This is a genomic window from Mesorhizobium sp. EU05-FHT14A09 (assembly GCF_058790995.1).
The window spans coordinates 262161-288428 of sequence record NZ_JBYTDF010000006.1 but is presented as its reverse complement, the minus strand read 5'-3'; the positions used below and the strand labels follow the sequence as shown (position 1 = coordinate 288428).

Sequence of the window (26268 nt, the reverse complement as noted above, 5' to 3'; positions counted from 1 at the left end):
GAAATGGACGCGGAACTGTGCGTTCCCGCCTTGAAGGCCGGCATCAACTTCATCCGGCTGGCGACGCCGACCACCGACGACAGGCGCCTGCCCAAGGTGCTCGAGAACACCTCGGGCTTCGTCTACTACGTGTCGATGACCGGCACGACCGGTTCGGCAGTGCCCGATACCGTCGAGGTGTCGGCTGCGATAAGGCGCCTCAAGCAACACACCGACCTGCCGGTCTGCGTCGGCTTCGGCATATCGTCGGCCGACGACGTCGCGGCGTTTGCCGGCTTTGCCGATGGCGTGGTGGTTGGCAGCGCGGTCGTCCGCGCGATCGCGGACGGCACGGAAAACGCCACGCCGCTCGAAGATGTCAGCGCCTTCGTCGCACAGCTGCGCGGTGCCACGACAAGAGCGTCCGCATAAGCAAGCGCCATCTCCAACATGGATGGACGAAACGTCCGGCAGCCGCAGTGCGCCTATGGCGTCGTGGCGCCGGCGGCCTTGAGGATCAAGACGACGCTGTTGCGGGCGATATACTCGAGCTTCGAACGGGCGGTACCGGCGCGAGCACGCTGCGCCAAGCTGTGCTGCAACGCGGCGAGCATGTCGGCGACGGCATCGATGTCGGTTCCGGGCGGCAGCTGGCCATCAGCGTGGGCCGCCGCGATCCGTTCGCGAAAGCGTGCATCGGTGCGGCCGAGCGCGGCGGCAAGCTCGGCACCGATCACCGGGTCGGTGGTCGCCTCGCCGGTGATGACGCTGAGTACAGGACAGCCGAGCGGACGACCGTCGCCTTCCGAATACATGGCGACAAGGGTCGAGAAATATCTGTCCAGCGCCTTTGGCAGCGAGGGTTCGTCGAAAAGGGCTGCGTCGCGGCGTTCGGCACTGTCCCCGGCATATTGCGCGGCGGCCCTGAAATAGAGGTCGCGCTTGCTGCCGAAGGCGGCGTAAAGGCTCGGCCGTGCCATTCCCGTCGCCTCCGACAGATGGTCGAGCGATGTGCCGGTGTAGCCACGCCGTCGGAACTCCAGAAGTGCGGCGCCGAGCGCTGCCCTTTCATCATATTGGCGCGGACGCCCGCGCGCGGATTTCCCAGTCATTCGTACCGCTCCCGCATTTTTGTACCATACCGCAAAAAACTCATTGCACGCTATTTTTATGCGAAGTAGTCTAAAAATCAGAAACCAATCCCTCTCGAAGCGAAGGGTGGCGGGCGGCGCAGCGTGCGGTGGCGCATGCGCGCGCCTCTCTTCCATCCGGCAAAAAGGACGATCGATGACTGACAGGCTCCGCATCGGCATCAACGGCTTCGGCCGCATTGGCCGGACTGTTCTTCGGGCCGCGATGGCGCGCAGGGACGTCGAGATCGTGGCCATCAACGACCTGCTGCCGACCGATCATCTTTCCTATCTGCTCAAATATGACAGCGTCCATGGCGGCTTCCGGGGCGATTTGTCCACGACGGATGGCGCGCTTGTGATCAACGGCGGCGCGGTCAGGGTCTTCAGCGAACGGGAACCGGCCGCGATCGCCTGGGGCGAAGCAGGCGTCGACCTGGTCATCGAGTCGACCGGCCTGTTCCTGACGAGGAAGGCTGCGGCAGGACACCTCTCCGCCGGGGCCGGCAAGGTGCTGCTGTCGGCACCGCCAGAAGACGAAACGCCGGTCTATGTCATGGGCGTCAATGCAGCCGGCTACGCTGGAGAAAGCATCGTCTCGAACGCTTCGTGCACAACCAACTGCGTGGCGCCGCTCGCCAAGGCGCTGAACGACGCGTTCGGCATCGAGGAAGCGCTGATGCTGACGGTGCATGCGACGACGGCGGGCCAGAACACGGTCGACGGCGTGGCGCGCAAGGACTGGCGCTTCGGCCGCGGCATCCTCGACAACATCATCCCGGCGACGACCGGGGCTGCACGCATGGTCGGCAAGGTGGTGCCTGAGTTGAAGGGGCGGATCAACGGCATGTCGGTGCGCGTGCCGGTGTCGGACGTGTCGATGATCGACCTCACCTGCCGGCTTCGGGAGAACGTGTCCTACCAGGACATCTGCGCGATGATCCGCACGCAGGCGACAGGTGCGATGGAAGGTATCCTCGCCTATTGCGACGAGCCTGTCGTCTCGACCGACATGCGCGGCAATGCCCATTCCTCGATCTTCGACGCGCTCGCCGGCATGCAGATCGAAAATGGAATGACCAAGCTCGTCGCCTGGTATGACAATGAATGGGGATATGCCTGCCGCTGCCTCGACCTGGCAGCGCATATCTCGCGTTCCGCACGGCCGACCGGCCAAGACACGCGACTGGCCCTGGCAGAGGCCTGACCGAAAGAGCAATTCCAGGAAAAGTGCCTAGCGGTTTTCCGTCCGGAATTTGCGTGAAAACAAAAAGTTAGAACGTTTCCGCGGTTCCGTTTTTCACGGAAACGCTCGAGCATCAGCTATGCGCCTGCCAGAAGCGCAAGGTGGTGGCGACGATCGCTTCGGGCGCGTCTTCCTGCATCAGGTGCCCAGCCCTGGGCACGACCGTGAAAGGCGCGTTCGACATGCGGCGCGCCAGTTCATGGCCATCGGCGAGCGGGATCCAGCCGTCGTCCTCGCCCCACAGGATGGTGACGGGACAGCGCATTTCGCCATAGCGGCTTTCCACCTCCTGGCTGTATTTGTCGTCCATCTGCGCGACCTGGCGCCAGAAAGCCTTCTGGCCGGTCTCGCCGAGCCATGGATCGAGATAGAGCCGCATCTCATCGTCGCGCAGCGTGTTGAAGACGGCGTTCCCGATATAGGCGCGCAGCATCGCCTCATGGATATAGGCCGGCAGGTTTGAAAAGACCTGTTCATGCTGTCTGGCAGCCTGCACCAGCGGCGAGCCCTGCGGGCTGATCGCCACCGGATCGATCAGCACCAGCGAACGGTATTCGAGCCCGTTCAGCAGATGCGCGCGCAAGGCGTTGGAGCCGCCGAAATCATGCGCGACGACGTCGGGATGGTCGAGCTGCCAATGCTCATAGAGCGCGGCGAACAGGTCGTTCTGGACGCCGCGCGAGACGTCGCCATCCGGCATATCCGACTGGCCATAGCCAAGCATGTCGAACAGGTAGACACGGCGGTCGCGCGCCAGAAGGGGCGCTATGCGCCGCCATTCGACCGAAGAAAACGGCGTTCCGTGCAGCAGCACCGCCGGCGGTCCTTCGCCGACCGCGCCCCAGGCAATCGAATGGCCCCGGAAGCTGAAACGTTCCGGCAAGTCCAGTGAATGATCAGGCATCGCCTTTCCCTCCACGACCGTAGACGGGCCGTTATAAGAAAATCGCGGAAATCTTATAGCTGCGGATGGCGAATGCCAGCGCGCCGCCGTCAATCCCCCAGCAGGATCCTCTCGTCGTCGGCAAGGACGGCAAAGGCTTCGCGCGCCTCGGCCGGCGTGGTCTGACCATCGATGGCGCCTTCGATGATGTCACGGGTGGCGTGATAGGCAGCGCCGCGGCGCGACTGCGGCCAGTCGATGAGCACGTCGGCCGCCCCCTGCACGGATGTGACCAGCCGGTACGATGCGCCGGAGATGCCGGTCCTGATCCGCACCGGGACATCGAACGGCAAGCCGCCATCCGTGGCGTCGCTGATGTCGACGGTGATCCTGGCAAGCACCTCGGCCTCCCGTGCCGCGTCGGCGAAAGCATCGCGGGCAGCGTTCGGCTGCTGCTCGCCGTGCAGCACCGCCAGGCATACCGTTCGTGCCCTGACATGCATGGCGGTTCCCTGGCGTGGCCAGCGGTTGATCAGCAGATGCGCGGCCTCCCTGGCATTGGTGACCCTATGCACCGTCCTCACTGTCCCGACGATGACGGGGATCGGCCTGTCGAACCATCCCTTCTGCATGAGAACTCCTCCCAACGTTGTGACGATAGAGGGTCAACGCAGCCGGCGCGGCGAAGTTGCATGATTGCCGGCCACGCCCCGGCGTCGCCTGTGGCCGCCTGGACGCCTAGCCATTCATGGCGTCCAGCGCCGTCTTCAGCTTCTCCTGCAACAGCGAGCGTGCCTGCCACCAGTCGCCGCTCCTCACCGGCACCCGGGCGGTCATCGTCACGCTGGTGTCCGCCAGCGTTTCGACCAGGATTTCCGCACGGGTGTCCGGCAGCGAGAACTCGGTTTTCAGCGCGGGCGAGACGGCCGCACGCACCGTGTCGAGATCGGCGCTACGCGGCACGTTGAACGTCATCTCCACCATGCGCGACGGCTCGCGGGTGTAGTTGAGAATCTTGGCGTTCGACAGCTTGGAGTTCGGCGCAAAGATGTAGACGCCGTCGCGTGTCCGAAGCTGCGAGGAGAACAGGCCGACTTCAACGACCGTGCCGACGATGCCGTCGGCGTCGATGTAGTCGCCGGTGTTGAAGGGGCGCAGGAACACCAGCATGATGCCGGCGGCGATGTTCGACAGCGTACCCTGCAAAGCCAGGGCAACGGCCAGGCCGGCGGCGCCCAGCACCGCCAGGATCGAGGCCGTCTGCACGCCGAATTGCCCGAGCACGACGATGATCGTCACCGCCATGATGGCGTAGTGGATCGACTGGCCGACGATCGGCACGATGGTCTGATCCTGCTGGACGCTGCGCGACAACAGCACTGTGGCATAGCGCGACACGATCCGCGCAATGAACCAGCCGGCCGCCAGAACCAGGATGGCGACAAGCAGAGACCAGAGATTGGAAATGAGCCAGGCTGTCGAAATACCGGCAATCACGTCATCGTTCACAAGACACTCCTTCGGCTGTGCATGCCCCCTTCCGATAAGGGAGCAACGCCGGGAAAGTTGCATCAAGCACTGGTACCTCGATCATGGCGCTCGGGCCAGTTTCCGTAGTAGGAAATCCCGCCCGGACCAGAACCGGCCAGAACGAGGAAGCCACCCGCAAGCGCCAAGTTCTTCATCAGGATGGAAGGCTCGTGGATGTGAACCACGACGGCGGTGACCACACACCAGGTGGCGAACAGGATGCTGATCGCGCGGATCTGGAAACCGATCACCAGGGCGAGGCCGCCGGTGATTTCGCACAGCGCCATCAGCCAGGTCAGTGTGGTGGGTGCAGGCAGGCCGAGGCGGGCGAGATAGGCCGACAGATCGGGGATGTTCCAGAACTTCTGCAGGCCGGAGACCAGGAACAGGAAGGCAAGCAGGCAGCGTCCGATCAGCAGCGTGAAGTCGTCCATTTCGTCCACGTGGTTCCCCTTCCGTCTGTCCATCGACAAGCCGCTATTTTCGACGCATCGTGTATGGGGAGACATCGCGGGGCGCCCTATTATTCCCGCGCGGGCAGAACAATTTGCCTCGCAACGATACCGGAGGCGATGGCCTGCCCAGACCGTTTCGAGCAGGCTGACGCGCCCTGGTCAGGCGGCCGCAAGCGTAGACCTGCCTTAGGACACACGATGAGCAAATGGCGACCGTTGCATGGAATACGCGTCAAGGCGCTGGGCCTGCACTGGCGCGGCGGGCGCCTGCTGGCGGCCGAAATCTACAACGATGCCGGCCTGGTCAAGGGCGTGCGGCCACTGGGCGGCGCGATCGAATTCGGGGAAACAGCACAGGAAGCCGTGATCCGCGAATTCAAGGAAGAGCTCGGCATCGACATTGCCACCGTCGGCGATCCCTTTTTCTTCGAGAACATCTATGTCCACGAAGGCTCGCCCGGGCATGAACTGCTGGTCCTGTTCGAGGTCTCGCTTCCCGACGATGCCTTCATCGGCGAAGACCGGATCGTGTTCGACGAAGACAACGGCGAAACCGGCATCGCGCGCTGGTTTGACGTGGCCGAACTCGACCTTCCCGGCGGGCCGGAACTCTATCCTGCCGGCTTGAAAGCACGGCTGAGTGCGCGGGGGATTTGATCCCTTGCGCCGCTTTCCAACCTGCAAATCAGGATGCGCTCCGGCTGATCAGCGATCACGCTCAGCGTCTCGCTGCAGCACATGGCTTTGCGAAATGCCGTTGCCGCTGGCTTTGACCGCCGCGGCGGTCCGGGTGTCGACATCCAGATAGCGCAGCACGGCGGAGACATGGATGCGCACCGTGAAGGGCGAAATCTTAAGCACGCGCGCGATTTCCTTGTTCGACTTGCCCTGCACAAGGAGATCGATCACCTCGCGCTGACGCCCCGTCATGCCGCCGCGCGGATCTCTCTCGTCGATCCTGACCTCGTTCAAGGTTTCGTTCGCCGTGGCCGTCATCGCAGCCAGCAGGACACTCTCTTCCGCGAACTTGCTGACATAGGCATCGACGCCGTTGTCGAGGACATTGTCGACGACCTTCTGGTCCGGCACCGTCGAGACCAGCACGATGTAGGAGGCCGGATATTCTCCGCGCAGCCACTTAGCCGATGTCACCGCGTCGTAGTGCGGGCAGTAGAAATCCACCAGCAGCAGGTCGGGATTGAATTCCCGGCAGCTCATCAGGCCGTCGAAGCCATCCGCCTCGCGAATTTCAGCCAGCGGATAGGCCTTCCTGGCGGCCTCCTGCAGCGCGGCGCGGTAGAGCGGCTGGCCGTCGGCGACCAGGATCCTGTCGGGCATGCTGTTTTCGGTTTCCAATTCACGCTCCATCGACGGCTTCTCGAATCGAGATCATGCGTACCCGTTCCCGGCCCATTTTCAAAAGAAGTTGTGCCGGAATCCACTCCCCTAGCACATGCGTACTAGTGCATCCCCGGATTTGTTCGGCCCGCGCCCCCGGCGCAGTCGCCCTCCCGCCGCAGCCGCACATTTTTGGAACGGCTGTCCCGGCAGACGGTTTCCTGAAGGCTGATGGTCTTCGCCATCGGCGGTCAAGCCTTACGGGAGACAATCATGGGTCGCGGAATTCTACTCTGGCTGCTCGGCGTGCCGATTCCGATCATCATCCTTCTTGCCCTCTTCGTACGATAGGAGGACATCATGACCATTCTGACACCGGACGTTCCGGTTACCGACGTCGCGGTTGAGGCCGAGTCGTCATCCTCCGCCGTCAGCTGGGGGGCGATCGCCGCCGGCGCGCTTGCCGCTTCGACCCTCACCTTCATCCTGATGCTGCTCGGCTCCGGCCTCGGCCTGACCATGGTGTCGCCATGGTCGAACGAGAGCGCCAGCGTGACCGCCTTCGCGGTGTCCACCGCGATCTGGCTGGTGGTCGTGCAATGGCTTTCCTCCGCGTTGGGCGGCTACCTGACCGGAAGGCTGCGCGCTAAATGGGTTGGCATCCACACCGACGAGACCTTCTTCCGCGACACCGCGCACGGCTTCATGGCGTGGGCGCTGGCGACGCTGTTGGTCGTGTTCGTGCTTGGCGCGGCGGTTTCCTCGGCCATCGGCACGGGGGTCCAGGCGGCTTCGACCGTGGCCTCGGGCGCGGCGGTCGGCGCTTCCGCGGGTGCCGCGGCAAACAGTTCGGCCAACAGCGGCGCCGCTTCCTACTTCGTAGACTCGTTGTTCCGCCCGGCCGACGCTTCGCGGCTCGCGGCACCTGGAGCCGAGGGCGACGCGGCGGCGGCCGCGCAGGCTTCGCGCATCCTTGCGACCAGCGCGGCGACCGGCGAAGTGTCGCAGGACGACAAAGCCTATCTCGGCCAGCTCGTCGCTGCCCGCACCGGGCTTTCCGAGGCGGATGCAACCGCGCGCGTCACCGCCGTGCTGGCGAAGGTGGATCAGGCCAAGGTCAGCGTGCAGGAGGCTGCCGACACGGCACGCAAGGCCGGCGCGACTTTTGCCCTGATCAGCGCCCTGTCGCTGGCACTCGGCGCCTTCATCGCCAGTGCGGCTGCGGCACTCGGCGGCAGACAGCGCGACGATGAGGAGGCCTCCTATCTGGTGACAACCCGATAGGTCGTCGCGCGGGCCCCGGCTGAAACGCCGGGGCCCCCTGTTTTCTCATGACGTCAGGATCTTGAATGCAACGCAAGCTCGACCTGCGCACCGGTACTCCCGTATGGGAGGCCTACAGCGCGCCGCGCATAGCGACGCAAAAGCTGAGACGGGACGTCAAATGCGACGTCCTGGTGGTCGGGCTCGGCATCAGCGGAGCGATGATCGCAGAAGCCCTCACCGCACGGGGACTGTCTGTCATCGGCGTCGACCGACGTGGCATCATGCTGGGCTCGACGCCAGCGACCACCGCGCTGGTGCAGTTCGAGATCGATCAGCCGCTTTGCGAACTTGGCCGGCAGATCGGACAGGCCGACGCGGCGCAGGCATGGCGGCGTTCCCGGCTCGCCGTGACCAATCTTCAAGGCCGCATAAGCGAACTCGGCATCCGCTGCGACATGAAGACGACACCGTCCCTGTATCTCGCCGGGGATGCGCTTGACCCGACCGAATTGCGTGAGGAAGCCGAGGCCAGGGCCCACATCGGGATCCGCGCCACCTACCTCACCCCGACTGCCCTGAAGGAGACATTCGGGATAGTGCGCAAAGGCGCGATCCTGAGCCAGGACAATCTGGCCGTCGATCCGCGCAGGCTCACCGTCGGCTTTCTGAAAAAGGCAGTCGAAAGAAAGGCGCGCTTCTACGCGCCGGTGGAGGTCATCGCGCTTGCTGCCGAAGCCGATGGACTGGGCGTGGAAACCCGGGACGGACCTGCCATTTCGGCAAGACATGTCGTGCTGGCCACCGGCTATGAGCTGCTGGACATGGTGCCCTCCAACACGCATTCCATCATTTCGACCTATGCCATCGCGACCAAACCGCAGAAGGGAAAGCTCTGGCCGGGCGCTGCTCTGATCTGGGAGGCTTCCGACCCGTATCTCTATACACGCGCGACCGCCGACGGACGCGTTATATGCGGCGGCGAGGACGAGAATTTCGCCGACGAACAAAGCCGCGACAGGCTGCTGGCGGACAAGGCGCGCACGCTGTCTGCCAAACTGCAGGCGCTGTTGCCGCAACTGGATACGAAGGCCGAATTCGCCTGGACCGGATCTTTCGGCACCACGACCACCGGCCTGCCCTATATCGGCGAATTGCCCGGCTACCCCGGCGTCTTCGCGGCGCAGGGTTATGGCGGCAACGGCATCACCTATTCGCAGATCGCGTCAGAACTGATCGCCACGGCGATCGCCGGCGGCGAGGATAGCGACGCGAGGCTGTTTGCGTTTGGCCGGGCTGGCATGATGCGGCGGGTGGTAGACCTGGCCGGCAAGCTTATCGGCTGATCCTGTCGGATACCTTTCATTCAAGAGTGCTGTTGTAGAGAAAGCTGATGGGCAGCCTCCGGCCGGAGCGCGAGCCAGCGCCTTTGACAAGACGAGAGCCGCATTGGGTCGGTCCCGTATCATCACCATCGCCAGTTGCATCGCCATATTGGCGGGCGCACTTCCGATCCTGGCGGCGTTCTACACTGCGTGGCGGATCGTCGAGACCCGCAGGCAGACGCAGCTCTCGGATCTTGCCGGCTATGCGCTGGCGCGCACCCAGGCGACGTTCGCCGACGCCACCCATGCGCTGGAGCAGGCGCAACAGCTGAAGGAACCCGCCTGTTCGCCAGCGCATGTCGAAGCCTTGCGCAAGCTCGTCGTCAACACACGCTCGGTCGAAGACATCGGCTATTTCGACAATGGCGCGCTGGCCTGCAGCTCGTGGGGGAAGCCGACAAACGCCGTCACCCGCTCATCCACCGACATTACCATGCGCAACGGCATCGGCGTCACCACCAGCCTTTATCCGCAGATCAGCGGCGGCAGCCCGCTGATGGGCCTGCACGCCGGTTCTTATGTCGCGCTGACCAATCCCGCGCGGCTTGTCGACATCCCTGCCGGCCAGGACACGAAACTTGCGGTGCTGGCCGGAACGACGGCGGTGGTCAGCACGCTTCACCAGCCGGACCAACAGCTGGTCCAGACGCTGGCGGCGGACGCGAAACCGACCGCCGCCGTCCTGCATGAGGTCGAACGGGACGGCGACTGGACGGTTGTCGCCGTCGCGCCGAAGGTCGACGTCCTGCGCGACCTCGGCGACGATCTGCTCCTGCTGCTGCCGGTCGGCGCGGCCACGTCGCTGGCGATGGTCGGCCTTGTGGTGTGGCTGTCGCGGCGTCGGCTGTCCCTGCTCGGCGAGCTGACGACAGCGATCCGCCGCCGCGAATTCATCGTCCACTACCAACCGATCATCGAGTTGAAAACCGGCATCTGCGTCGGTGCCGAAACCCTGGTGCGATGGCGGCGCAGCAATGGCGAAACCGTCCGGCCCGACATCTTCATTCCGCTGGCCGAGGAAAACGGGCTGATCGAAGCGATCACGCAGCAGGTCATCGAGATGGCGGTGACGGAACTGAAGGACACGCTTGCCGCCGACCGTTCGCTGCACATCGCCATCAATCTGGCGGCAGACGACATCCGCTCCGGACGGGTACTGCCTTTCATGGCGGCGCTGCTCGAAGCCAATGACGTCCGTCCGCAGCAAGTGTGGCTGGAAGCGACGGAGCGCGGCTTCATGAACGCGGCGCAGGCGCGCGTCACCCTCGACAGGGCGAGGCAGTCAGGCCATTCCGTTGCCATCGACGACTTCGGCACCGGCTATTCGAGCCTGCAATATCTGCAGGACCTGCCGCTCGATGCGCTGAAGATCGACAAGTCCTTCGTCGATATCATCGGCACCGACGCCGCCACCAGCGCGATCACACCGCACATCATCGACATCGCCAGATCGCTGGACCTGTTCATGGTCGCCGAAGGCGTCGAGCGGCAGGAACAGGCCGACTACCTGGCGCAGCGCGGCGTGCATTACGCGCAAGGCTGGCTGTTTTCCAAACCGCTCGCCAAGGCTGAATTCATTGAGTTCTACCGGGAACGCCAAAAATCAAAGGGGTCGGCCCCGGACGTCATCCAGCGTCCCGATGGCCGGGGCTAGAGCGTTTCCGTTTTTCAAGGAAACGCTCCGACTTCCTGTTTCGCTCTAACGCCCCAGCGGCCGGCGTGACAGCTCGACCAGTTCCTTCTCGTCGCGGATGCCGAGCTGGTAGTTGGCGATGATGCGCGAGGCACGTCTTTCCCTGTCGTCGGCGGTTTCGCCGTTGGCGGCGGTCGCGGCAAAGACCTTCATGAGCAAATCGACCTCATGCGGCAGCAGGATCGCGGCATCTTCAAGCTTCTGTCGAATGGGCACGTCTTGTCCTCGCAATCGGTCTCCAGCGGTAGAGCCGGCATGTCATGCAAATGTGCATTTTGTGGGACCTGGCCGTGGTTTGGCAACCCGGAAGCATGCGAGGCCGTGTGGCGCACCGGCGACCAGGCATTCTCCTGGCAGCAAGCCCCGAGGCAAAAGGCGCCATTCACCAGCGCGAGCCGATCCTGACCGCGATGGAATGGTCCTGGCTGTTGCCGCCTGTGGCAAGTGCCGTGCTGTAGTCGAAGCCGAGCAGCCAGCCATCGCCGAAGCTGGCATCGAAGCCGATGCCAATGCCGAAATGGTCTCGGGCGGTGGCCTCGATGTCGAAGCCGTAGGGCAGGCCGTTGCCGAGATCGGCATAACCCATGCTGGCGCGGCTCGAACCGCTGAAATCATGGGTATATTCCAGCCGCGCCTTCGGCGTGAACACGCCCCAGTCCGCCGCCATGGCGTATTGCGCCCGCAGGCCGACCACACCGGCCAGCGTCGTCAGCGATTGCTGGCCATAGACGAGATTGAACAGGCCAGCGCCGGCTTCCGTATAGGTGTCGAGCCTGGACCAGGACGCTTCGAGCCGTCCGTAGGGCGACAGCAGCCAGCCATCCCGCCGGTGTTCGTAAGCCGTGGTGAGCGAGCCGAACACCTGCTGGCCGTCGCGGGCGCCACTGGCGAAATTGCCGGTCGCGGTGACGAAGCGGCGGCTGTCGAAATCGAGCCTGCTGTAGCCGAGCAGACCGTCGATGAAGACATTGGCGACCGGGCTGAAGCTGCCATAGGCGGCGACGCTGAGCGCCGCGGCCTCGGTGCGGGTGCCGTTGGTGCCAATGTCGGCACCGTCTCGGCCATAACCGAAACCGATGCCGCCAACAAAGCGTGGCGAAAAGCGGTAGTCGACACCACCACTGACGCCGACCAGTGTCTGCTTGAAGTCGATGGCGCCGTCGCGCTGGCCGAAATTGACGAAGCCGCCGGCCCAGAACGCCATGGCTTTGGGCGTCTCGCCATGCCTGCCGGCGAGCCTGTCCATCGGGAAGCCGAGCGTAGTGCCGGATTGCTGCCGGTCGCTGTCATCTTGCGCGTAGCCCAGCGGCCGCTTTGCATCGCTGGTCAGGCCAAGCTGGACGCTGACCGGATTGGCATGCCGCTGGTTCTCGTCATGCAGCTGTTCCAGCCGCCCGTTGAAGTTGCGGGTCTGCGAGGCGGCGAGGCGGTTGGCCGCGTCCACCTGCGCGGCGACGAGACCGGTCACTTCCGGGTCCTGCGCCGGGTCAGGCCGCGCGGCGACGTTGAAGGTGACCATGCCCGGCGCGGAAACGCCCCAGCGGTTCGACAGCGTATAGGTCACCGCCACCGCACCGGAGGCGCTCGCGGTCGATGCAAAAACCAGGTCGTAGCTGCCACCGCCGCCCTCGATGCGGGCCGAGCCATCCGTGGCGGCTGGTGCCGCGACGATGGCCGCCGCGGTGAACGGCCCGCCGGAGGCTGCGGCGGTCAGGCTTGTCCTGGCCGAAGTGCCGGCGAGCACGTCGACACTGATGTCCCGAGCGACCGGAACCGGCGCGGAGACGACCAGCGTGTAGGCCCGCGTTGTGGCGTAGCGGTTGGCGTCGGTCACGTTGATCGTGAAGGGAAAGTTGCCCGCTTCGCCCGGCGTGCCCGACAGACTGCCATCCGCCTTGAGGGTCAAGCCCGCAGGCAATGCCCCCTCGCTGACGGTGAAACTGTAGGGCGCGCCGCCACCGGTGGCGCTGAGTGCCTGTTCATAGGCAACACCGCCTGTGGCGGCCGGCAGCGTGTCCGGCGTGATCGCCAGCGTGGGCGCCTGGACGACCAGCGAAAGCCGCTGGATCCACGATGACGTTGCGGAGTCCTTCGAAACGATCGAGAAGGCATAACGGCCGGCTTTGGTCGGCGTGCCCGACAGCACGCCCTCGGCGCTGATTTTCAATCCGGGTGGCAGCGGGTTGCCGAGCGATCGGGAGAAGGTGTACGGCCCGATGCCGCCCGAAGCTGTGAACGCCTGGCTGTAAGGCGTGCCGGCGGTGGCCTCCGCCAGTGTGTTCGGCGTGATGCCGCTGGTCGCGGAATCGTTGATCGCGACCGTGTAGTTGCGAGAGCTGGCAAAGCCGAGGCTGTCCGTTGCGGTGACGGTGAAGGTGTAGCTGCCGGCCTGCGTCGGCGTTCCGGAAAGCGTCCCGCCGGGGTCGAGGACAAGGCCTTTCGGCAGGTCGGTGCTGGAGGCTGAGAAGCCATGTCCACCTGCCCCGCCCGAGGCGGTCAGGCTCTGGCTGTAAGCGGTGCCGACCACACCTTTGACCAGAGCCGATGGCGCGATGGTTATGGTCGGCACGGCGATCTTCATCGTGTAGGGTTTGCTGCCCGTGAAGGGAGCGCCTGCGCCTATCGAATTGTCCATGACATCGACGGTGAAAGAGAAATCGCCAGCCTCCTTGGGCATTCCGCGGATTTCACCACCCGCAAGGAGCTCAAGCCCATCCGGCAGTGCGCCTTGTGCTATGAAATAAGTGTAAGGCGCGACGCCGCCGGACGCGGACAAAAACTGGCTGTAGTGGGTCCCAATGACAGGGTCCGGCAAGGAAGCCGTGTCCAGGCTGATCGCCGGGGCACCGATCATCAGCGTGTAGGAGGTCATCATCTTGTAGGGACCTTGCCCGCCTGTGCTGTCAGTTACGGTGACGGTAAACGGGAACGTGCCAGCCTGTCTCAGCGTACCCGACAAGACGCCGGAAGGATCCAGGGAGAGGCCCGCCGGCAGTTGGCCCGTATGCGAAAATTTGTGTGGCAACGTGCCGCCAGATGATAAGAAAGTATAGCTGTAGCCCAAGCCCACCGCCGCCCTGGGCAAGGATGTCGGATCGAGCGTGACTGCCGGTGGCTGCACGGTGATTGAATAGCCCATGCTGCCGGTGAAAGGCCCGCCCTCGGCGGCGGAACTGCTGTCCTCGGCCGTCACAATGACGTTGAACGGGCCGGATTCGGTCGGCGTGCCGGAGATCGTCCCGGCCGGACCGACGACAAGGCCAGCAGGAAGCCCGGATGCCGAGTACTTGTAAGGCCCATTTCCGCCGGACGCCGAGAGGCTTTGGGAATAGGCCACACCGACCGTGGGATTGGGCAGACCGCCCGGGCTGACGGTAATCGTCGGCGGCTGGACCGTCAGCGGATGGAAGCGACAGAAGGTGTTGGAGGCGCTGTCGTTGCCACAGATATAGATCGTAAAACTGCCTGCCTTTGTCGGCGTGCCGGATAGTTCACCGTTGTTCCAGGTCAGTCCAGGAGGCAAATCGCCGGACTGGTAGAAGCTGTAGGGCGGGAGACCGCCCGAAACCGTAAAGGTCTGTCGATATGGAATTTTCCAGGAAGCATCGGGCGATCCCGTGGGCCACAAAGCGATGACAGCCGGATTGATCTTCAGCGTATAGGTATGCTCGGCGTAGCCCATAAACAGGGGGTCAGTCACCACGATCTTGAAGGTAAAGCTGCCACTTGCGGTGGGAATTCCGTGCAGCATCCCCCCGAAACCCACCCTTATCCCATCGGGCAAACCATCACCTCGGTAAGAGCATATCCCAATACACCCCTGCGCCTCACGGGTGGCGAAAAGGGGCTTGCCGACGATGGCGTCCGGCAATGGCGTTGTATCCATGGTCATGGCCGCGAATGCCTTCGCCGGCGCGAGCCACAGGCAGAGAAGCGCCAGGATGGTGACAAGGACACCCGATCGGAAGCGTCGGCCGGATCGTTGATCCATCAGGCCCCTGTCCGACAAACCGAAAAACGAAATCCGCCGATCGATGCCCCGTCGTCCCATTGAACCCCTCACCCGCTCGGACGGCACCTCCGCGCAGGTCCCGTCGAACTTCCTCTGCATGGCAAGGCGGTCGCGATAAATACGGCAGATGCCGTATTTCGACGCCGGCTACGGCGCACCGGCGCGCGGAACACCGCGTTTTTGGAACAAAGCCGGCGGCAACCGGTTCGAAGGGAAGCGCTGGCCTGCCCGGGCAGGTACCATTACCTATTGGCTGCGAGGGCACGCGACGGAGGAACCTATGCTCAGGATTGGCTCGATCGTATGGGGCGTGAAGGACGTGCCCCGCGCCATCGAGTTCTGGTGCGCCGCGCTGAACTACAAGCCGCTGCGGGAGCCATCGCCGGATTGGGCCATCCTCGTGCCTGAGCAAGGACAGGGCCAGCAGATGGCGATCACGGTCGTCTCGTCCGACGCCGCCAGGCATCAGCGCCATCATCTCGATCTCTACGCCACCGACCGGAAGGCAGAAGTCGAGCGGCTGCTCGCGCTCGGCGCGCGGCGGGTGGACTGGCGCTATCCCGAAGGTGCCGATTATGTCGTGCTTGCCGATCCGGACGGAAATACATTCTGCGTCGTGGAGAAGCGGGTGTAGCCGATGGTTCGGCACGGGTCCAATCCGGCTGAACTGCGCTCCAACTCCTTGTTATTACGCAGCTCCCACCGCAAACCGCTGCGCGTTTTTCCAGGACGTGCTCCAGCGCTTGTGAGAATCGGGAAAAGCTGGTCTGGTCCGGCCCGCGGAAAGTATCAGGCAGTCGAGGGCCGCAATGCAGTTACATCAGAAAGGCGTCGAGCTGCTTGTCACGTTGATGGATGCGATCGACCATCAGGACAAGCTGAAGCCGACGGATGTCGACTGGCTGCTGCGGGAAACGGCGCAGGTGCTGGGCGAGTTGCTCAAGCGCGACGTTCCGGTCGAACGGCACGCGGAAACCGCCAACGAACCGTGACGGATGCGCCGGGCAGGCGCGTTTTCCTCATGGCGCACCGGGTGGTTTTGCGAGCACCTAAGGCTGCCTATCGGTCAGCCGATAGACGGAGACATGCGAGCGCGACTCCGCCGTGAATTCGGCACCCAGCCAGTCGGCATGCCGGCTTTCGAGTTCGAACCCCGCCAGTTGCGCCATCAGATCCAGTTCGGCTGGCCAGACATAACGATGCCGGGACCGCATCAGGCTGGCCTGTCCGTCGCCATCGAACCGAAAATGGTGCGATACAGCGTGCTGGCGCAGCACGTCATATGTATCCAGGCCGATATAGCCGGGCTCGGTGTGCCAGACGACGGCTTCCTGTGTCGGCGGCAGGCGGCGCAGCTCCGGGACCCACAGCTCGATGACGAAGCGCCCGCCAGCAGCGAGATGGCGCGCCGCATTGCGGAAGCACGCGACCTGTTCGGCCTGGGTCAGCAGGTTGGAGATCGTGTTGTAGACAAGAAAGACCAGCGTGAATTCACCCGGTGCCGTGGCGGAAGCCATGTCGCCGGTGATCACCGGTATGCGTGCCGCGCCGGCCTTGGCACGCAGCTGATCGATCATCGGTCGCGACAGCTCTATGCCGACGACAGGCACGCCGGCGTCGCGAAGCGGCACGGCGATACGCCCGGTGCCGATGGCGAACTCAAGGGCACGGCCACCTTCGGCAAGCGCCGCCAGCCGCGCCACCGCCGGCCCGACGACCGCGTCGGCGAACATCCCCGCGCCCGGCGTGTCGTAAGCCGCGGCAGTTTCTTCATTCCAGACGTCATCTTCTTGCATGCCGAGGTTTATAGAGGCTCACTGCCGGAGTTGGCGAGCAGGCGCTGGATTCCTGCTGACAGCATCCGACACGATTGCCATCACCAGGATGCGCGATCCGATCGACATGCGCATCTCGATGCGCCGGCCGTTGGCAAGGGTGACGATACCCGCCGGCAGATCGACCGCGATGTCCTCGAAGCCGAGCACGACACCATCGAGCGGAAAGCTCGCCTTGTAGGCTGCCTCCTTGACCGCAAAGGCGATGGTGCCGGCGATGGCGGGATCGCAACCGCCAAGCCGGTCGCGCGCGTTCAGCACGACGGGCTCGATATCCGGCGGCAAGGGCAGCGCCGGTTCGATATCGACACCGACGCCGTGGATCGTTTCCGCGCGGGCGGCGACGGCGATGGCGATGTCGGCATCATGGGCGATCGAACCGACCGCGCCGGCCGGCCAGACCGGCTCCCCGGCGCTGCCGCGCGGAACGGCAACATGCTGAAAGCCCAGTTGCCGGAGCAGCCCATGCGCGATCAGCCGGCCGGCGCCGCTGGCATCGCGCCCGTGCGGCGTACGCGACAGGATCGACGCGTTTTCATCGGGCAGGATGTGGCTGGCATCGCCTGTTTCGATGCGGCGGCAGCCGACCAGCAGGCCAGGCGGCGCAAGCGCAGCCAGCGCCCGTTCCAGCGCGCCCAATCCGTCCTGCGAGACGGTGGTCGTCATCTAGCGGCGAAGGTCGAGCTCGGCGATCATCTCGCCGTCCTCGTCCAGTCCCTGCTCGACAAAGCCGAATGAGGCGTAGAGCTGCTTGGCGGCGGTGTTGGCGGGCTCGTAGCAGATCAGGACCTTGCGCACATGCGCGAGTGCTTCGATCTCGCGCAAGACCGCCGTCATGCCGGCACGGCCAAGGCCCCTGCCCTGTTCGCGGCGGTCGATCATGAAACGATAGATGTTCGCTTCATCCTCATCCGCCGGCGCCTGATACATCAGGAAGCCGACCACCTTGCCGTCGGCCACGAGCGCACGCGGGATGGCATCGTCGTCCTCGCCGGCCTCCTCCAGCGAGTCGGCGTTGGAGGCGACGAAATCGACCTGGCCGGGCAACAGGTCGAGGGCAAGCACGGCCTGCCGGTTCCGGTCGGTGACCGCCTCCAGCACCACGGAGGCGAGCTTGCCCGCTTCTGTCATGCCCGCCTCTTCTGCTCGACGATCGGCGTGACGATGCCATGCAGCTTCGCCGGGTTGCCGCGCCATACGGTGTTGGGTTCCAGCACCTCGCCCTTCATGACGAAGCAATCGACGTCGGCGACCGAACCCTCGCCCATCACCACGGCGTAGTGCACGAAGGCGGCGGGCGCCAGCGTACAGCCATTGCCGATGCGGATGTAATCCGACTTGAAAGCGCCCTCTTCCAGCGAATGCGCCTGGATCACGCAGCCTTCATTCAGCGTCACGTCATCGCCGATCTCGACCAGCGAGCGCTCGGTGATGATGGAGCCGCCGTCATAGAGCCGCTTGCCGACCTTGACGCCGACGGCGCGCATGATCAGCGGCTTGAACGGCGTGCCGGCGAAAAGGCGCATGATCGGCGAATCCGACAGCTTCCAGTGGCGTTCATGCCGCCAGAAGATCGGATCGTAAATCGTCGCCATGCGCGGCTTCAGGCGTCTGAAGCCGAGGCTGATGCGTTCCAGGAAGATGTAGAACGGGATGGCGATCGCCGAGGTCAGGAACACCGCCACGAACAACGCCGTCTGGCCCCATTCGGTGTAGTAGTTCAGCGCCCGGTCCCAGATCGCCAGCGTCAGGAACAGGATCAACCACTGCGAGAACACGAACAGCACGCCGGACACGCCATTGTGCAGGTTCTTCAGCGGCAGGCGACGCTTGCGTTCCTGGTCGGAAATCAGGCCGAGCAGCTCCTTGTCGCGGTTGACGATGCGCGGGATCTCGAAGGGCGGCGAACCGAGCAGGCCGACATTCTCGCGGACAGGGCCGTCGACCGGCACATGCACCTTGGTGCCGAGCAGCACGTTGTAGCCGGTGCGTGAATCCGGCGAATAGATGATGTTGTTGCCGAAGAAATTGCGGTCGCCAACGCGGGTGTGCTCGAGACGGAACGAGTTGGCCGACTTCTGCATGTTGATCATGAACAGGCCGTCGGACACCATGGTTTCCGAGCCGATTTCGGTGAGCTGCGGATTTTCATGGCGCTGGTTGGTGCCGAAATTGGAACCGGTCTGCTCGACCTTGTTCAGCTTCCAGCCGATGGCGCGCAGGTAATAGACGATGGCCGATGAATCGCCGAACAGCGTGTTCAACAGACGCACATTGCTGACCATCTCCAGCATCGACTGCAGCCAGTAGTGGAAGCCGTAGAGCGAGTAGTTGCGGCCCGGCTTCAGGAACAGGTTGAACAGGCGCGGCAGGATGGCGGCCAGAAGCACGCCGACGACGATGAAGCCGGCGACCGTGACCGTGGTGCCGATGGCAACGATGCCGATGGTTTCCTGATAGTCGTCGCTGACGTTTTCCCAGAAGGTGTGGAACAGAAGCGGGAACGGCGTGACGATGGTGAACAGGATGACGAGCTGGATCAGCTCGTAGATGACGCGACGCGCGCTGGAGATCGGCACGTTGGGGATAGGCGAATAATCGGCGGTGGTCGGGATGGCCGGCGAACCATGCCAATGTTCACCGGCCGGGATCGCCTGGCCACGATGCAGCGACGAGGCATGGCCGAGCTGCGAGCCGGATTCCATGCGGGTGTCGATGTCGAGCGTCGAGCCGACGCCGACAAAGGCGTTGTCGCCGATATGGACCGGACCGGTATGGATGTAGCCGGCCTGGGCGCGGAAGCCGAGAACGCTGGATTCCTTGCGCAGGATGGTGTTGTCGCCGATGGTGATCAGGTCGGTGCAGACCGGCACGGAACGGCACTCGATCACCGTGCGGTCGCCAAGGCGCGCGCCGAGCAGGCGCAGATAGAGGCTGTAAAGCGGGCTGCCGCGGAACAGCACCACCGGCGCGGTGCGGATCAGCGTCTTGACGACCCAGAAGCGGTAATAGCGCCAGCCCCAGATCGGGAAGGTCTCTGCCTTCCAGCGGCCGACCAGCACCCATTTGAGGACAACGGCCGCACCGGTCAGGCCGAAGAACATGCCGGCCGACAGGATGACGCAGCGCATGTAGAGCGTGACCGGGTCGTCGAGCGCGTCATAGACCCAGTCGAGGCCGTCGTTGAAGGCCCACAGCGACAGGTAGCTGTAGGCGGCATAGAACACGAGCTGCAGGAAGCCGGTGCCCCAGTATTGCAGGTTGGTCGCCTTATGGGTGAGCATCGGCTCGTTGGCGGCGACCGCCACTTCCGCCGGCGCACGCAGGTGATCCGCCAGCTTGGCCACCGTCGGATGCAGGTAGATGTCGCGCATCGACGCCGTCGACCACTCCGGCCGGCCACGGACGCGGGCGCAGAAGCGGGCCATCAGCAGGGAGTTGGCGCCGAGATCGTCGAAGAAATGATCCTCGATCGAGACGCCTTCGAACTTCAGGACATCGGCCAGCGTCTCGGCGAGGAATTTCTCGTCGTCGTTGCGGTAGTCGACCATGGCATTGCCAGCGGTGACGCGAACGCTGGTCGGCTTCGGCAGCTTGCGCAGGTCGGCCTTGTTGGAGACCGTCATCGGGATCGCATCGAGCCGCTCGAGATAGGCCGGCACCATGTAGTCGGGCAGGCGCCGCTTCATCTCTTGCGCAAGCGCTGACCGGTCGATCTCGACGACATCGGTCTTGGGCGCATAATAGGCGACAAGCTCGGTGCGCTCCGGCTCGATCTCCCAGGTGGTCACCGCCGCCTGCGCGATGCCGGGCTGGTCCAGCAGCACGGCCTCGATCTCGCCCAATTCGATGCGGTAGCCGCGGATCTTGACCTGGGTGTCGATGCGGCCGCGATACTCGATCTCGCCCTTGTCGTTGATGCGGCCGAGGTCGCCGGTACGGTAGATGCGGCCGCTCGGATTGTTGGGCAAGCCGATGAAATCCTCGATGAACTTCTGCTCGGTCAGGTCCGGCCGGTTGAGATAGCCGACGGCGACGCCCATGCCACCGATGCAGATCTCGCCCAGTTCATCGCCGGTCAGCAGTCGCGGCTTTTCCGGGTCGAGGATGGCGATGGAATAGGTGGGCAGCGGCACGCCGATGGTCACCGGCTCATCCGGTTTGAGATAAGCCATGGTGGCGGTGACCGTCGCCTCGGTCGGACCGTAGGTGTTGAGGATCTGGCGGCCAGGAGCGGCCCAGCGGTTGACCAGCTTCTGCGAACAAGCTTCGCCGCCGACCAGGATGGCGCGCAGGCTCGGCACATCGCTTTCGATCGACGACAACAGCGTCGGGCTGCAGGCCATGCAGGTGATCTGGTGGGTGCGCAGGAAATCTGCGAGTTCCTCGCCGACCAGCGGCTGCTGGCCCGGCGCCGGCACCACGGTGGCGCCGGCAGCGAAAGCCACCCAGATCTCTTCCGACGAGAAGTCGAAAGCGATCGTCATGCCCTGATAGATGCGGTCACTCGGCTTGTAGCCATAAGAAGAGGCGGCGACGCGGATGAAGTTGCAGAAGCTCTGATGGGTGACGACAACGCCCTTCGGCTTGCCGGTCGTGCCCGAGGTATAAAGGATGTAGCAGGTGTGATCCTGAATGGCGGCTCGCGCAGGCGTGGTCTCAGGCTTGAGCGCGATTTCCGAGGCAGCGGAATCGATCGAAATGTGCGGGACCGGCAGTTTTTCGACGCGCGCCGCATAGGCCGACACGCTGATGACCAGCGACACCGAGGCGTCCTCGATGATCATCGCCATGCGCTCGACCGGGAAGGCCGTGGCCAGCGGCACGAAGGCGGCACCGGCCTTCAGCACCGCCAGGATGGCGATGTAGGTTTCGGCGGAGCGATCCAGCAACAACCCGACCCGGTCTCCCGGTTTGATGCCGCGCTCGATCAGCAGATGGGCGAACTGGTTGGCGCTGTTGTCCATCTCGCGATAGGACCAGACCCGGCCATCGGAAATCACCGCCGGCGCGCTGTCGAAGCGGCCGGCAAGCTCGGCGAAGAACTGCTCGAGCCGCTCATCCGGCTTGCCCTTGCGGACGAAATCCGGCCCGATCAGCAACTGCCTGGCGGGCGGCGGCCCTGCCGGAGCCTCGACCTTCTTGCGGGGCTTGCGAGGTGCCTTGACTGCTTCACTGGACATTTGTCGATACTTCGGGCCTGAGGGTCGCGCGGAATCACGCTCTGGAAAAGTGCCTTAGCCGGTTGTTGCCATTACAACTATGACACCTGGAATCGAAGACAATCTTGCTGTGGATTGCGTTCGGCAGCGCCCTCTCCTGCTGAATCAAGGCAAATCTATGCCATTGTTGATGAGATGGGCGAAGACGTGGTGGCGACACACGCAACCGGTATCCATGTCCTTGCCACAATTTGGTCTGATCGAACTCATGGCTTGACGGCGTCAACGACAATTGCGCGGCCCTGCCCAAGCTTCGTCAGTTTAACGTATTGTTTTATCAAAGATTCTCATCGCGAAACCGTGGGACACTTCTTGCGGGACCTGCTTAGGGGTTGCTACAGACATCATGGATGACGCCGAAGCTCAGGTCGAAGGGCGCAATATCGGCAGCGGTCTTTCACGAATAATTGACCGCATCGTGGAGCCGCGCGTGCTCGGGCCGATCGTCGGCGCCGTCGCCGTCGCCATCGCGTTCCTGTTCATCCGCGAGATCGGCGGCAAGATCCGCGTCAACCATACGATCGAGGCCATCGCCTCCACGTCCTTTGCGACGGTGGCGCCGGCGCTCGCCTTCACGCTCGTCAGCCTGATGGCGATGGCGCTGTACGACGTCATGGCGATCCGGCACATCGCGCCCGACAAGGTGCCGACCCGGCTTGCGCTGTTCGCGGGCTTTGTCGGCTACGGTTTCTCGAACGCGATCGGCTTCCATGTTTTCGTCGGCGGCCCCGTCCGCTACCGCATCTACCAGTCGGTCGGCCTGGATGCCGCCGATGTCGGCCGGATCGTCGGCGTCTCCTTCCTCACCTTCTGGGGCGGCCTGCTCACTGTCGTCGGCACAGCGATGCTGTTCGACCCGGTCGGCGTACCGGCGCTCAGCCTGGTTTCGCCAGTCGACGACCGCATTATCGGCGGTGGCATCCTCGCCGGCCTTGTGCTCGTGCTGTTGTGGCTGTCGCGCGGCAAGCGGCAGATCTCAGTACTCGGCTGGACGTTCCCGTTCCCGTCGGCGCGCAGCGCGGCGGTGCAGATCCTCATCGGCGCGGTTGATATCGGTGCCGCGGCGGCAGCGCTCTACGTGCTGCTGCCGGTTGATGTCGTGCCGCCGTTCACGGTGTTCCTGGCTCTGTTCGCCGTCGCGATCATTGCCACCGTCATCAGCCACGCCCCCGGCGGCCTCGGCGTGCTGGAGGCGACAATCCTGTTCGGGCTCGGCGTCGGCGCCCGGCCCGACGTCATCGCAGCGCTCGTCATCTTCCGCATTGTCTACTACCTGTTCCCGCTGGCGCTGGCGGCGCTGGCCCTGCTCGTCTTCGAAATCTACCGTGTCCGAAGCGCGGTCTCGAACGTGGCTGGTCGAACGCTGGCGCTGACGCGGCACATCGTACCGCCGATAAGCGCCACACTGGTCTTCGCCGGCGGGTTGGTGCTGCTGTTCTCGGGCTCGGTTCCAGCCAATGGCGTCCGCACCGACTGGCTGAGCGATATCCTGCCCTTGCCCTTCGTCGAGGCTTCGCACCTGCTCGGCAGCGTCACCGGACTGCTGCTCATCATCATCGCGCGCGGCCTGTACCGCCGCATCGCGCTGGCGCGCTTCGCGGCCATCGTGCTGCTGCTGACCGGTGCCGCCTTTTCCATCCTAAAGGGGCTCGACTGGGAAGAAGCAGTTGTGCTCATGGCCGTGGCAGCCTCGCTGTTCATCTACAGGGACGCCTTCTACCGCAAGGGCGACTGGCGTTCCTTCCGGCTGGATGCCACCTGGATCGGCCTGTCGGCCATCGTCATGACCGCCAGCATCATCGTCGGGCTGCTTGCCTATCGCCATGTCGAATATCAGTCGACGCTGTGGTGGGAGTTCGCCTGGGACGGCGACGCACCACGCTTCCTGCGCGCCACCATGGCGGTGGCCATCGTTGCGGCAGCGCTCGCCATAGACACGGTCATCAACCGCCCGGCACGGCTCAAGGGTCCGGTCCAGACTCCAGTGCCGGATGTCGTGCGCCAGATTCTGGAGACATCATCCGGCACCGAACCGTGCGTCGCCCTGCTGGGCGACAAATCCTTCATGATCTCGCCTTGCGAGAAAGCGTTCCTGATGTATGCGCGATCCGGCAACAGCTGGATCTCGATGGGTGATCCGGTCGGCGATGCGCAGGCCGGCAGGACGCTGATCTGGCGTTTCGCGGAAGCCGCCGACCAGGCCGGCGCACGCGCCGTCTTCTATTCCATCCAGCCGGAATTCCTGCCCCACTACCTCGACATGAGCCTGGCCATCCTCAAGATCGGCGAAGTGGCTCGGATCCGGTTGAACGATTTTTCGCTGGAAGGTGCCGTGCGGCAGCCGCTTCGCTACGCCTATGGAAAGTCGGCACGGGAAGGTCTCACCTTCTCCGTCATCCCCAAGGCGGATGTCGCGAGCCTCCTGCCGGAACTGCGCGCGGTCTCGGACGAGTGGATGGGCAAGAAGCACGGCAGCGAGAAAGGTTTCTCGCTCGGCTATTTCGACGACGACTACATGTGCGAATTCGACTGCGCCGTGCTGCGCAAGGGCGACGAGATCGTTGCCTTCGCCAATCTGTGGCGCAGCGGCGACGGCGAGGAACTGTCGGTCGACCTGATGCGCTACAAGCGCGGCGTCTCCAAGATCATGATGGACGCGCTGTTCGCCCATATCCTACTGCTCGGCAAGGCGGAGGGCTACAAATGGTTCAACCTGGGGGCAGCCCCGCTGTCGGGACTTGCAGACCATCCGCTTGCCTCAACCTGGAACCGGATCGGCACCTTCATCTACAAGCGTGGCGATGAAATCTACAATTTTGAGGGCCTGCGCGCCTTCAAGCAGAAATTCGACCCAGTGTGGACGCCGCAATATCTGGCCTGCCCCGGCGGCCTCGCCATGCCGCAGATCCTGCTCGATATTACCACCTTGATTTCCGGAAATCCGATCAGGATCTTCAAACGATGAAAATCCCAGCCGTGTTCCTTTCCATCGCAATCGCCCTGTGCTGCGCCGGCACCGCGATGGCGCAGGCCAATCCGCGGCCTTCCACGCTTTCCGTTGCGCGGCTGCAGAATGTGCGCCTCCTGCCTGCCAAGGACGACGCCAAGGCCATGGTGGTCTATTTCTCCGACCGCAGCGGATGGAGCGCAAAGGACGATGCCGCAATCTCCGCCCTTAACGACGACGGCAATGTCGTGCTCGGCGTCGACCTTGCCGCCTATGCCCAGGAACTCGACAAGGCCGACGGTGTCTGCCTCTACGTCGTCGGCGAGATCACCGATCTTGCCCAGACCGCGCAGCGCCAGCTCAACATCCAGACCTATCTGCCGCCGATCGTCGCCGGCACCGGCGAAGGCGCCACCTTCGCCTATGCGGCGCTGGCCGACGCGCCGGCCAACACGCTGGGCGGCGCGGTCGCTTCCGGCTTCGCCGACCGACTGACGCTGCGGCTGCCGTTCTGTCCCGGCTCGACGGCGAGCAAGACCGCCGACGGCAAGGCCTACAGCTACGCCTTCGACAAGCCGATGCCGGAAGCGGCGACCCTGTTCGTCGCAGCCGACACGCTGGATGCAGTCCGTACACAGGCAGCACAGCAGTCCAACATCACCGTGGACGCCGTGGACGGCGAAGACACCGTCACCCAGATGGTCAGCGCGGTTTCGGCACTGGTCGATACCAACCAGCCCTTCGGCACGCTGCCCGCCGTCGACCTGCCGTCGACGACGCCGCCTAAAGCCATCGCCATCTTCATTTCGGGCGACGGCGGCTGGCGCGATATCGACAAGACCATGGGCGAATGGCTGTCGACGCAAGGGGTCCATGTCGTCGGGCTGGATGCACTGCATTACTTCTGGGCGAAGCGCACACCGCAGGAACTGGCCGCCGACATCAGCACTCTGATCAAGGGCGCGGACCCGCAGGGTAAGCTGCCGATCATGCTGATCGGCTATTCCTTCGGCGCGGACACGATCCCCTTCGCCTATCCGCTGCTGTCCAAGGAGTTGCAGGACAGGACCAAGGTACTCGGGCTGATGGCGCCCAGCATTTCCACCTCGATGCAGGTCACCATCTCCGGCTGGCTCGGCATCGACGACAGCGGCTATCCGGTGCCGCCGGCGATCGCCGCCCTGCCCAAGGACAAGGTGCTGTGCATCTACGGCAAGGACGATGACGAAGGCGGCTGCGAGGATCCGGCCGTCAAGGACATCACCAAGATCGAGACGGATGGCGGCCATCATTTCGACGGCGAATACACCAACATCGCAAAGCGGTTCCTCGACAAGCTCTGAGGCGTCC

22 protein-coding genes are annotated in these 26268 nt (G+C 64.1%); 10 read left to right on the top strand and 12 right to left on the bottom strand.

Translation table 11 applies throughout. From position 1 onward, the window contains the following. A partial coding sequence (locus AC3WTO_RS21805; RefSeq protein ID WP_492463005.1) for a tryptophan synthase subunit alpha occupies positions 1-411 on the top strand: 411 nt, incomplete at its 5' end. A gap of 53 nt (positions 412-464) precedes the next feature. On the opposite strand, the gene AC3WTO_RS21800 is transcribed toward AC3WTO_RS21805, so the two are convergent. Then, a complete protein-coding gene (locus AC3WTO_RS21800) occupies positions 465-1091 on the bottom strand; it encodes a TetR/AcrR family transcriptional regulator (protein ID WP_492463004.1) in 627 nt (208 codons plus the stop codon). A 175-nt stretch (positions 1092-1266) separates the two neighbouring features. Here AC3WTO_RS21800 and gap point away from each other — a divergent pair, with 175 nt between their 5' ends. Continuing rightward, complete coding sequence (gene gap / locus AC3WTO_RS21795; RefSeq protein ID WP_492463003.1) at positions 1267-2316, top strand: type I glyceraldehyde-3-phosphate dehydrogenase; 1050 nt, start codon at positions 1267-1269, stop codon at positions 2314-2316. A 112-nt stretch (positions 2317-2428) separates the two neighbouring features. Here the strand turns inward: gap and AC3WTO_RS21790 are convergent, their stop codons facing one another. The 4 genes from AC3WTO_RS21790 to AC3WTO_RS21775 all read right to left on the bottom strand — a co-directional run bounded on the left by AC3WTO_RS21790 (position 2429) and on the right by AC3WTO_RS21775 (position 5202). Beyond that, positions 2429-3259: an alpha/beta fold hydrolase gene (locus AC3WTO_RS21790; RefSeq protein WP_492463002.1), complete on the bottom strand. Its 831-nt coding sequence runs from the start codon at positions 3257-3259 to the stop codon at positions 2429-2431. Between the two features lie 89 nt (positions 3260-3348). Further along, positions 3349-3870, bottom strand: a complete 522-nt coding sequence (locus tag AC3WTO_RS21785) for a DUF982 domain-containing protein (protein WP_492463001.1) — start codon at positions 3868-3870, stop codon at positions 3349-3351. A 106-nt stretch (positions 3871-3976) separates the two neighbouring features. After that, entirely contained in the window at positions 3977-4747 is a 771-nt protein-coding gene (locus tag AC3WTO_RS21780) for a mechanosensitive ion channel family protein (RefSeq protein ID WP_492463000.1), read from the bottom strand. Positions 4748-4809: 62 nt separating this feature from the next. Next, positions 4810-5202: a DoxX family protein gene (locus AC3WTO_RS21775; protein ID WP_492463015.1), complete on the bottom strand. Its 393-nt coding sequence runs from the start codon at positions 5200-5202 to the stop codon at positions 4810-4812. A 219-nt stretch (positions 5203-5421) separates the two neighbouring features. Here AC3WTO_RS21775 and AC3WTO_RS21770 point away from each other — a divergent pair, with 219 nt between their 5' ends. Then, entirely contained in the window at positions 5422-5880 is a 459-nt protein-coding gene (locus tag AC3WTO_RS21770) for an NUDIX hydrolase (RefSeq protein WP_492462999.1), read from the top strand. 48 nt (positions 5881-5928) lie between these two features. On the opposite strand, the gene AC3WTO_RS21765 is transcribed toward AC3WTO_RS21770, so the two are convergent. Continuing rightward, positions 5929-6591, bottom strand: coding sequence for a LuxR C-terminal-related transcriptional regulator (locus AC3WTO_RS21765; protein ID WP_492462998.1), 663 nt, complete (start codon positions 6589-6591; stop codon positions 5929-5931). A gap of 330 nt (positions 6592-6921) precedes the next feature. Here AC3WTO_RS21765 and AC3WTO_RS21760 point away from each other — a divergent pair, with 330 nt between their 5' ends. The 3 genes from AC3WTO_RS21760 to AC3WTO_RS21750 all read left to right on the top strand — a co-directional run bounded on the left by AC3WTO_RS21760 (position 6922) and on the right by AC3WTO_RS21750 (position 10863). Continuing rightward, entirely contained in the window at positions 6922-7845 is a 924-nt protein-coding gene (locus AC3WTO_RS21760; protein WP_492462997.1) for a hypothetical protein, read from the top strand. 65 nt (positions 7846-7910) lie between these two features. After that, a complete protein-coding gene (locus AC3WTO_RS21755) occupies positions 7911-9170 on the top strand; it encodes an NAD(P)/FAD-dependent oxidoreductase (protein WP_492462996.1) in 1260 nt (419 codons plus the stop codon). A gap of 103 nt (positions 9171-9273) precedes the next feature. Beyond that, the gene (locus AC3WTO_RS21750) at positions 9274-10863 is read left to right on the top strand and encodes an EAL domain-containing protein (RefSeq protein ID WP_492462995.1); all 1590 of its coding nucleotides are present in this window, start codon (positions 9274-9276) and stop codon (positions 10861-10863) included. Between the two features lie 45 nt (positions 10864-10908). Here AC3WTO_RS21750 and AC3WTO_RS21745 read toward each other — a convergent pair whose 3' ends face one another. Beyond that, positions 10909-11118: a hypothetical protein gene (locus AC3WTO_RS21745; RefSeq protein ID WP_492462994.1), complete on the bottom strand. Its 210-nt coding sequence runs from the start codon at positions 11116-11118 to the stop codon at positions 10909-10911. Between the two features lie 166 nt (positions 11119-11284). Further along, positions 11285-14893: a putative Ig domain-containing protein gene (locus AC3WTO_RS21740; protein WP_492462993.1), complete on the bottom strand. Its 3609-nt coding sequence runs from the start codon at positions 14891-14893 to the stop codon at positions 11285-11287. Between the two features lie 301 nt (positions 14894-15194). On the opposite strand from AC3WTO_RS21740, the gene AC3WTO_RS21735 reads away from it, so the two are divergent. Beyond that, positions 15195-15548 (top strand): VOC family protein, encoded by a 354-nt coding sequence (locus AC3WTO_RS21735; protein WP_492462992.1) that lies wholly within the window; start codon positions 15195-15197, stop codon positions 15546-15548. 175 nt (positions 15549-15723) lie between these two features. After that, positions 15724-15906, top strand: a complete 183-nt coding sequence (locus tag AC3WTO_RS21730) for a hypothetical protein (protein ID WP_492462991.1) — start codon at positions 15724-15726, stop codon at positions 15904-15906. A 57-nt stretch (positions 15907-15963) separates the two neighbouring features. Here the strand turns inward: AC3WTO_RS21730 and AC3WTO_RS21725 are convergent, their stop codons facing one another. Genes AC3WTO_RS21725 through AC3WTO_RS21710 form a run of 4 tightly spaced genes read right to left on the bottom strand, consistent with a single transcriptional unit; the run spans position 15964 to position 21932 of the window. Then, positions 15964-16710, bottom strand: coding sequence for a class I SAM-dependent methyltransferase (locus AC3WTO_RS21725; RefSeq protein WP_492462990.1), 747 nt, complete (start codon positions 16708-16710; stop codon positions 15964-15966). Between the two features lie 18 nt (positions 16711-16728). Continuing rightward, a complete protein-coding gene (locus AC3WTO_RS21720; protein WP_492462989.1) occupies positions 16729-17415 on the bottom strand; it encodes a 4'-phosphopantetheinyl transferase family protein in 687 nt (228 codons plus the stop codon). Next, on the bottom strand, positions 17416-17880 hold the full coding sequence (locus AC3WTO_RS21715; RefSeq protein WP_492462988.1) for a GNAT family N-acetyltransferase: 465 nt from the start codon (positions 17878-17880) through the stop codon (positions 17416-17418). Then, positions 17877-21932 carry a Pls/PosA family non-ribosomal peptide synthetase gene (locus tag AC3WTO_RS21710; RefSeq protein ID WP_492462987.1) on the bottom strand — a complete coding sequence of 1352 codons (4056 nt, stop codon included), beginning with the start codon at positions 21930-21932 and terminating at the stop codon, positions 17877-17879. The genes AC3WTO_RS21715 and AC3WTO_RS21710 overlap by 4 nt, the downstream gene beginning before the upstream one ends. Before the next feature lie 385 nt (positions 21933-22317). Here AC3WTO_RS21710 and mprF point away from each other — a divergent pair, with 385 nt between their 5' ends. After that, positions 22318-24936 (top strand): bifunctional lysylphosphatidylglycerol flippase/synthetase MprF, encoded by a 2619-nt coding sequence (gene mprF, locus AC3WTO_RS21705; RefSeq protein WP_492462986.1) that lies wholly within the window; start codon positions 22318-22320, stop codon positions 24934-24936. Continuing rightward, entirely contained in the window at positions 24933-26261 is a 1329-nt protein-coding gene (locus AC3WTO_RS21700; protein WP_492462985.1) for an AcvB/VirJ family lysyl-phosphatidylglycerol hydrolase, read from the top strand. Before mprF ends, AC3WTO_RS21700 begins: the two co-directional genes overlap by 4 nt. Positions 26262-26268 lie beyond the last annotated feature (7 nt).

Coding starts and splice junctions, on each gene's coding strand:
- AC3WTO_RS21800 (WP_492463004.1), bottom strand. CDS start 1,091: ATGACTGGGAAATCCGCGCGCGGGCGTCCGCGCCAATATGATGAAAGG.
- gap (WP_492463003.1), top strand. CDS start 1,267: ATGACTGACAGGCTCCGCATCGGCATCAACGGCTTCGGCCGCATTGGC.
- AC3WTO_RS21790 (WP_492463002.1), bottom strand. CDS start 3,259: ATGCCTGATCATTCACTGGACTTGCCGGAACGTTTCAGCTTCCGGGGC.
- AC3WTO_RS21785 (WP_492463001.1), bottom strand. CDS start 3,870: ATGCAGAAGGGATGGTTCGACAGGCCGATCCCCGTCATCGTCGGGACA.
- AC3WTO_RS21775 (WP_492463015.1), bottom strand. CDS start 5,202: ATGGACGACTTCACGCTGCTGATCGGACGCTGCCTGCTTGCCTTCCTG.
- AC3WTO_RS21770 (WP_492462999.1), top strand. CDS start 5,422: ATGAGCAAATGGCGACCGTTGCATGGAATACGCGTCAAGGCGCTGGGC.
- AC3WTO_RS21765 (WP_492462998.1), bottom strand. CDS start 6,591: ATGGAGCGTGAATTGGAAACCGAAAACAGCATGCCCGACAGGATCCTG.
- AC3WTO_RS21760 (WP_492462997.1), top strand. CDS start 6,922: ATGACCATTCTGACACCGGACGTTCCGGTTACCGACGTCGCGGTTGAG.
- AC3WTO_RS21755 (WP_492462996.1), top strand. CDS start 7,911: ATGCAACGCAAGCTCGACCTGCGCACCGGTACTCCCGTATGGGAGGCC.
- AC3WTO_RS21740 (WP_492462993.1), bottom strand. CDS start 14,893: ATGGATCAACGATCCGGCCGACGCTTCCGATCGGGTGTCCTTGTCACC.
- AC3WTO_RS21735 (WP_492462992.1), top strand. CDS start 15,195: ATGCTCAGGATTGGCTCGATCGTATGGGGCGTGAAGGACGTGCCCCGC.
- AC3WTO_RS21730 (WP_492462991.1), top strand. CDS start 15,724: ATGCAGTTACATCAGAAAGGCGTCGAGCTGCTTGTCACGTTGATGGAT.
- AC3WTO_RS21725 (WP_492462990.1), bottom strand. CDS start 16,710: ATGCAAGAAGATGACGTCTGGAATGAAGAAACTGCCGCGGCTTACGAC.
- AC3WTO_RS21720 (WP_492462989.1), bottom strand. CDS start 17,415: ATGACGACCACCGTCTCGCAGGACGGATTGGGCGCGCTGGAACGGGCG.
- AC3WTO_RS21715 (WP_492462988.1), bottom strand. CDS start 17,880: ATGACAGAAGCGGGCAAGCTCGCCTCCGTGGTGCTGGAGGCGGTCACC.
- AC3WTO_RS21710 (WP_492462987.1), bottom strand. CDS start 21,932: ATGTCCAGTGAAGCAGTCAAGGCACCTCGCAAGCCCCGCAAGAAGGTC.
- mprF (WP_492462986.1), top strand. CDS start 22,318: ATGGATGACGCCGAAGCTCAGGTCGAAGGGCGCAATATCGGCAGCGGT.
- AC3WTO_RS21700 (WP_492462985.1), top strand. CDS start 24,933: ATGAAAATCCCAGCCGTGTTCCTTTCCATCGCAATCGCCCTGTGCTGC.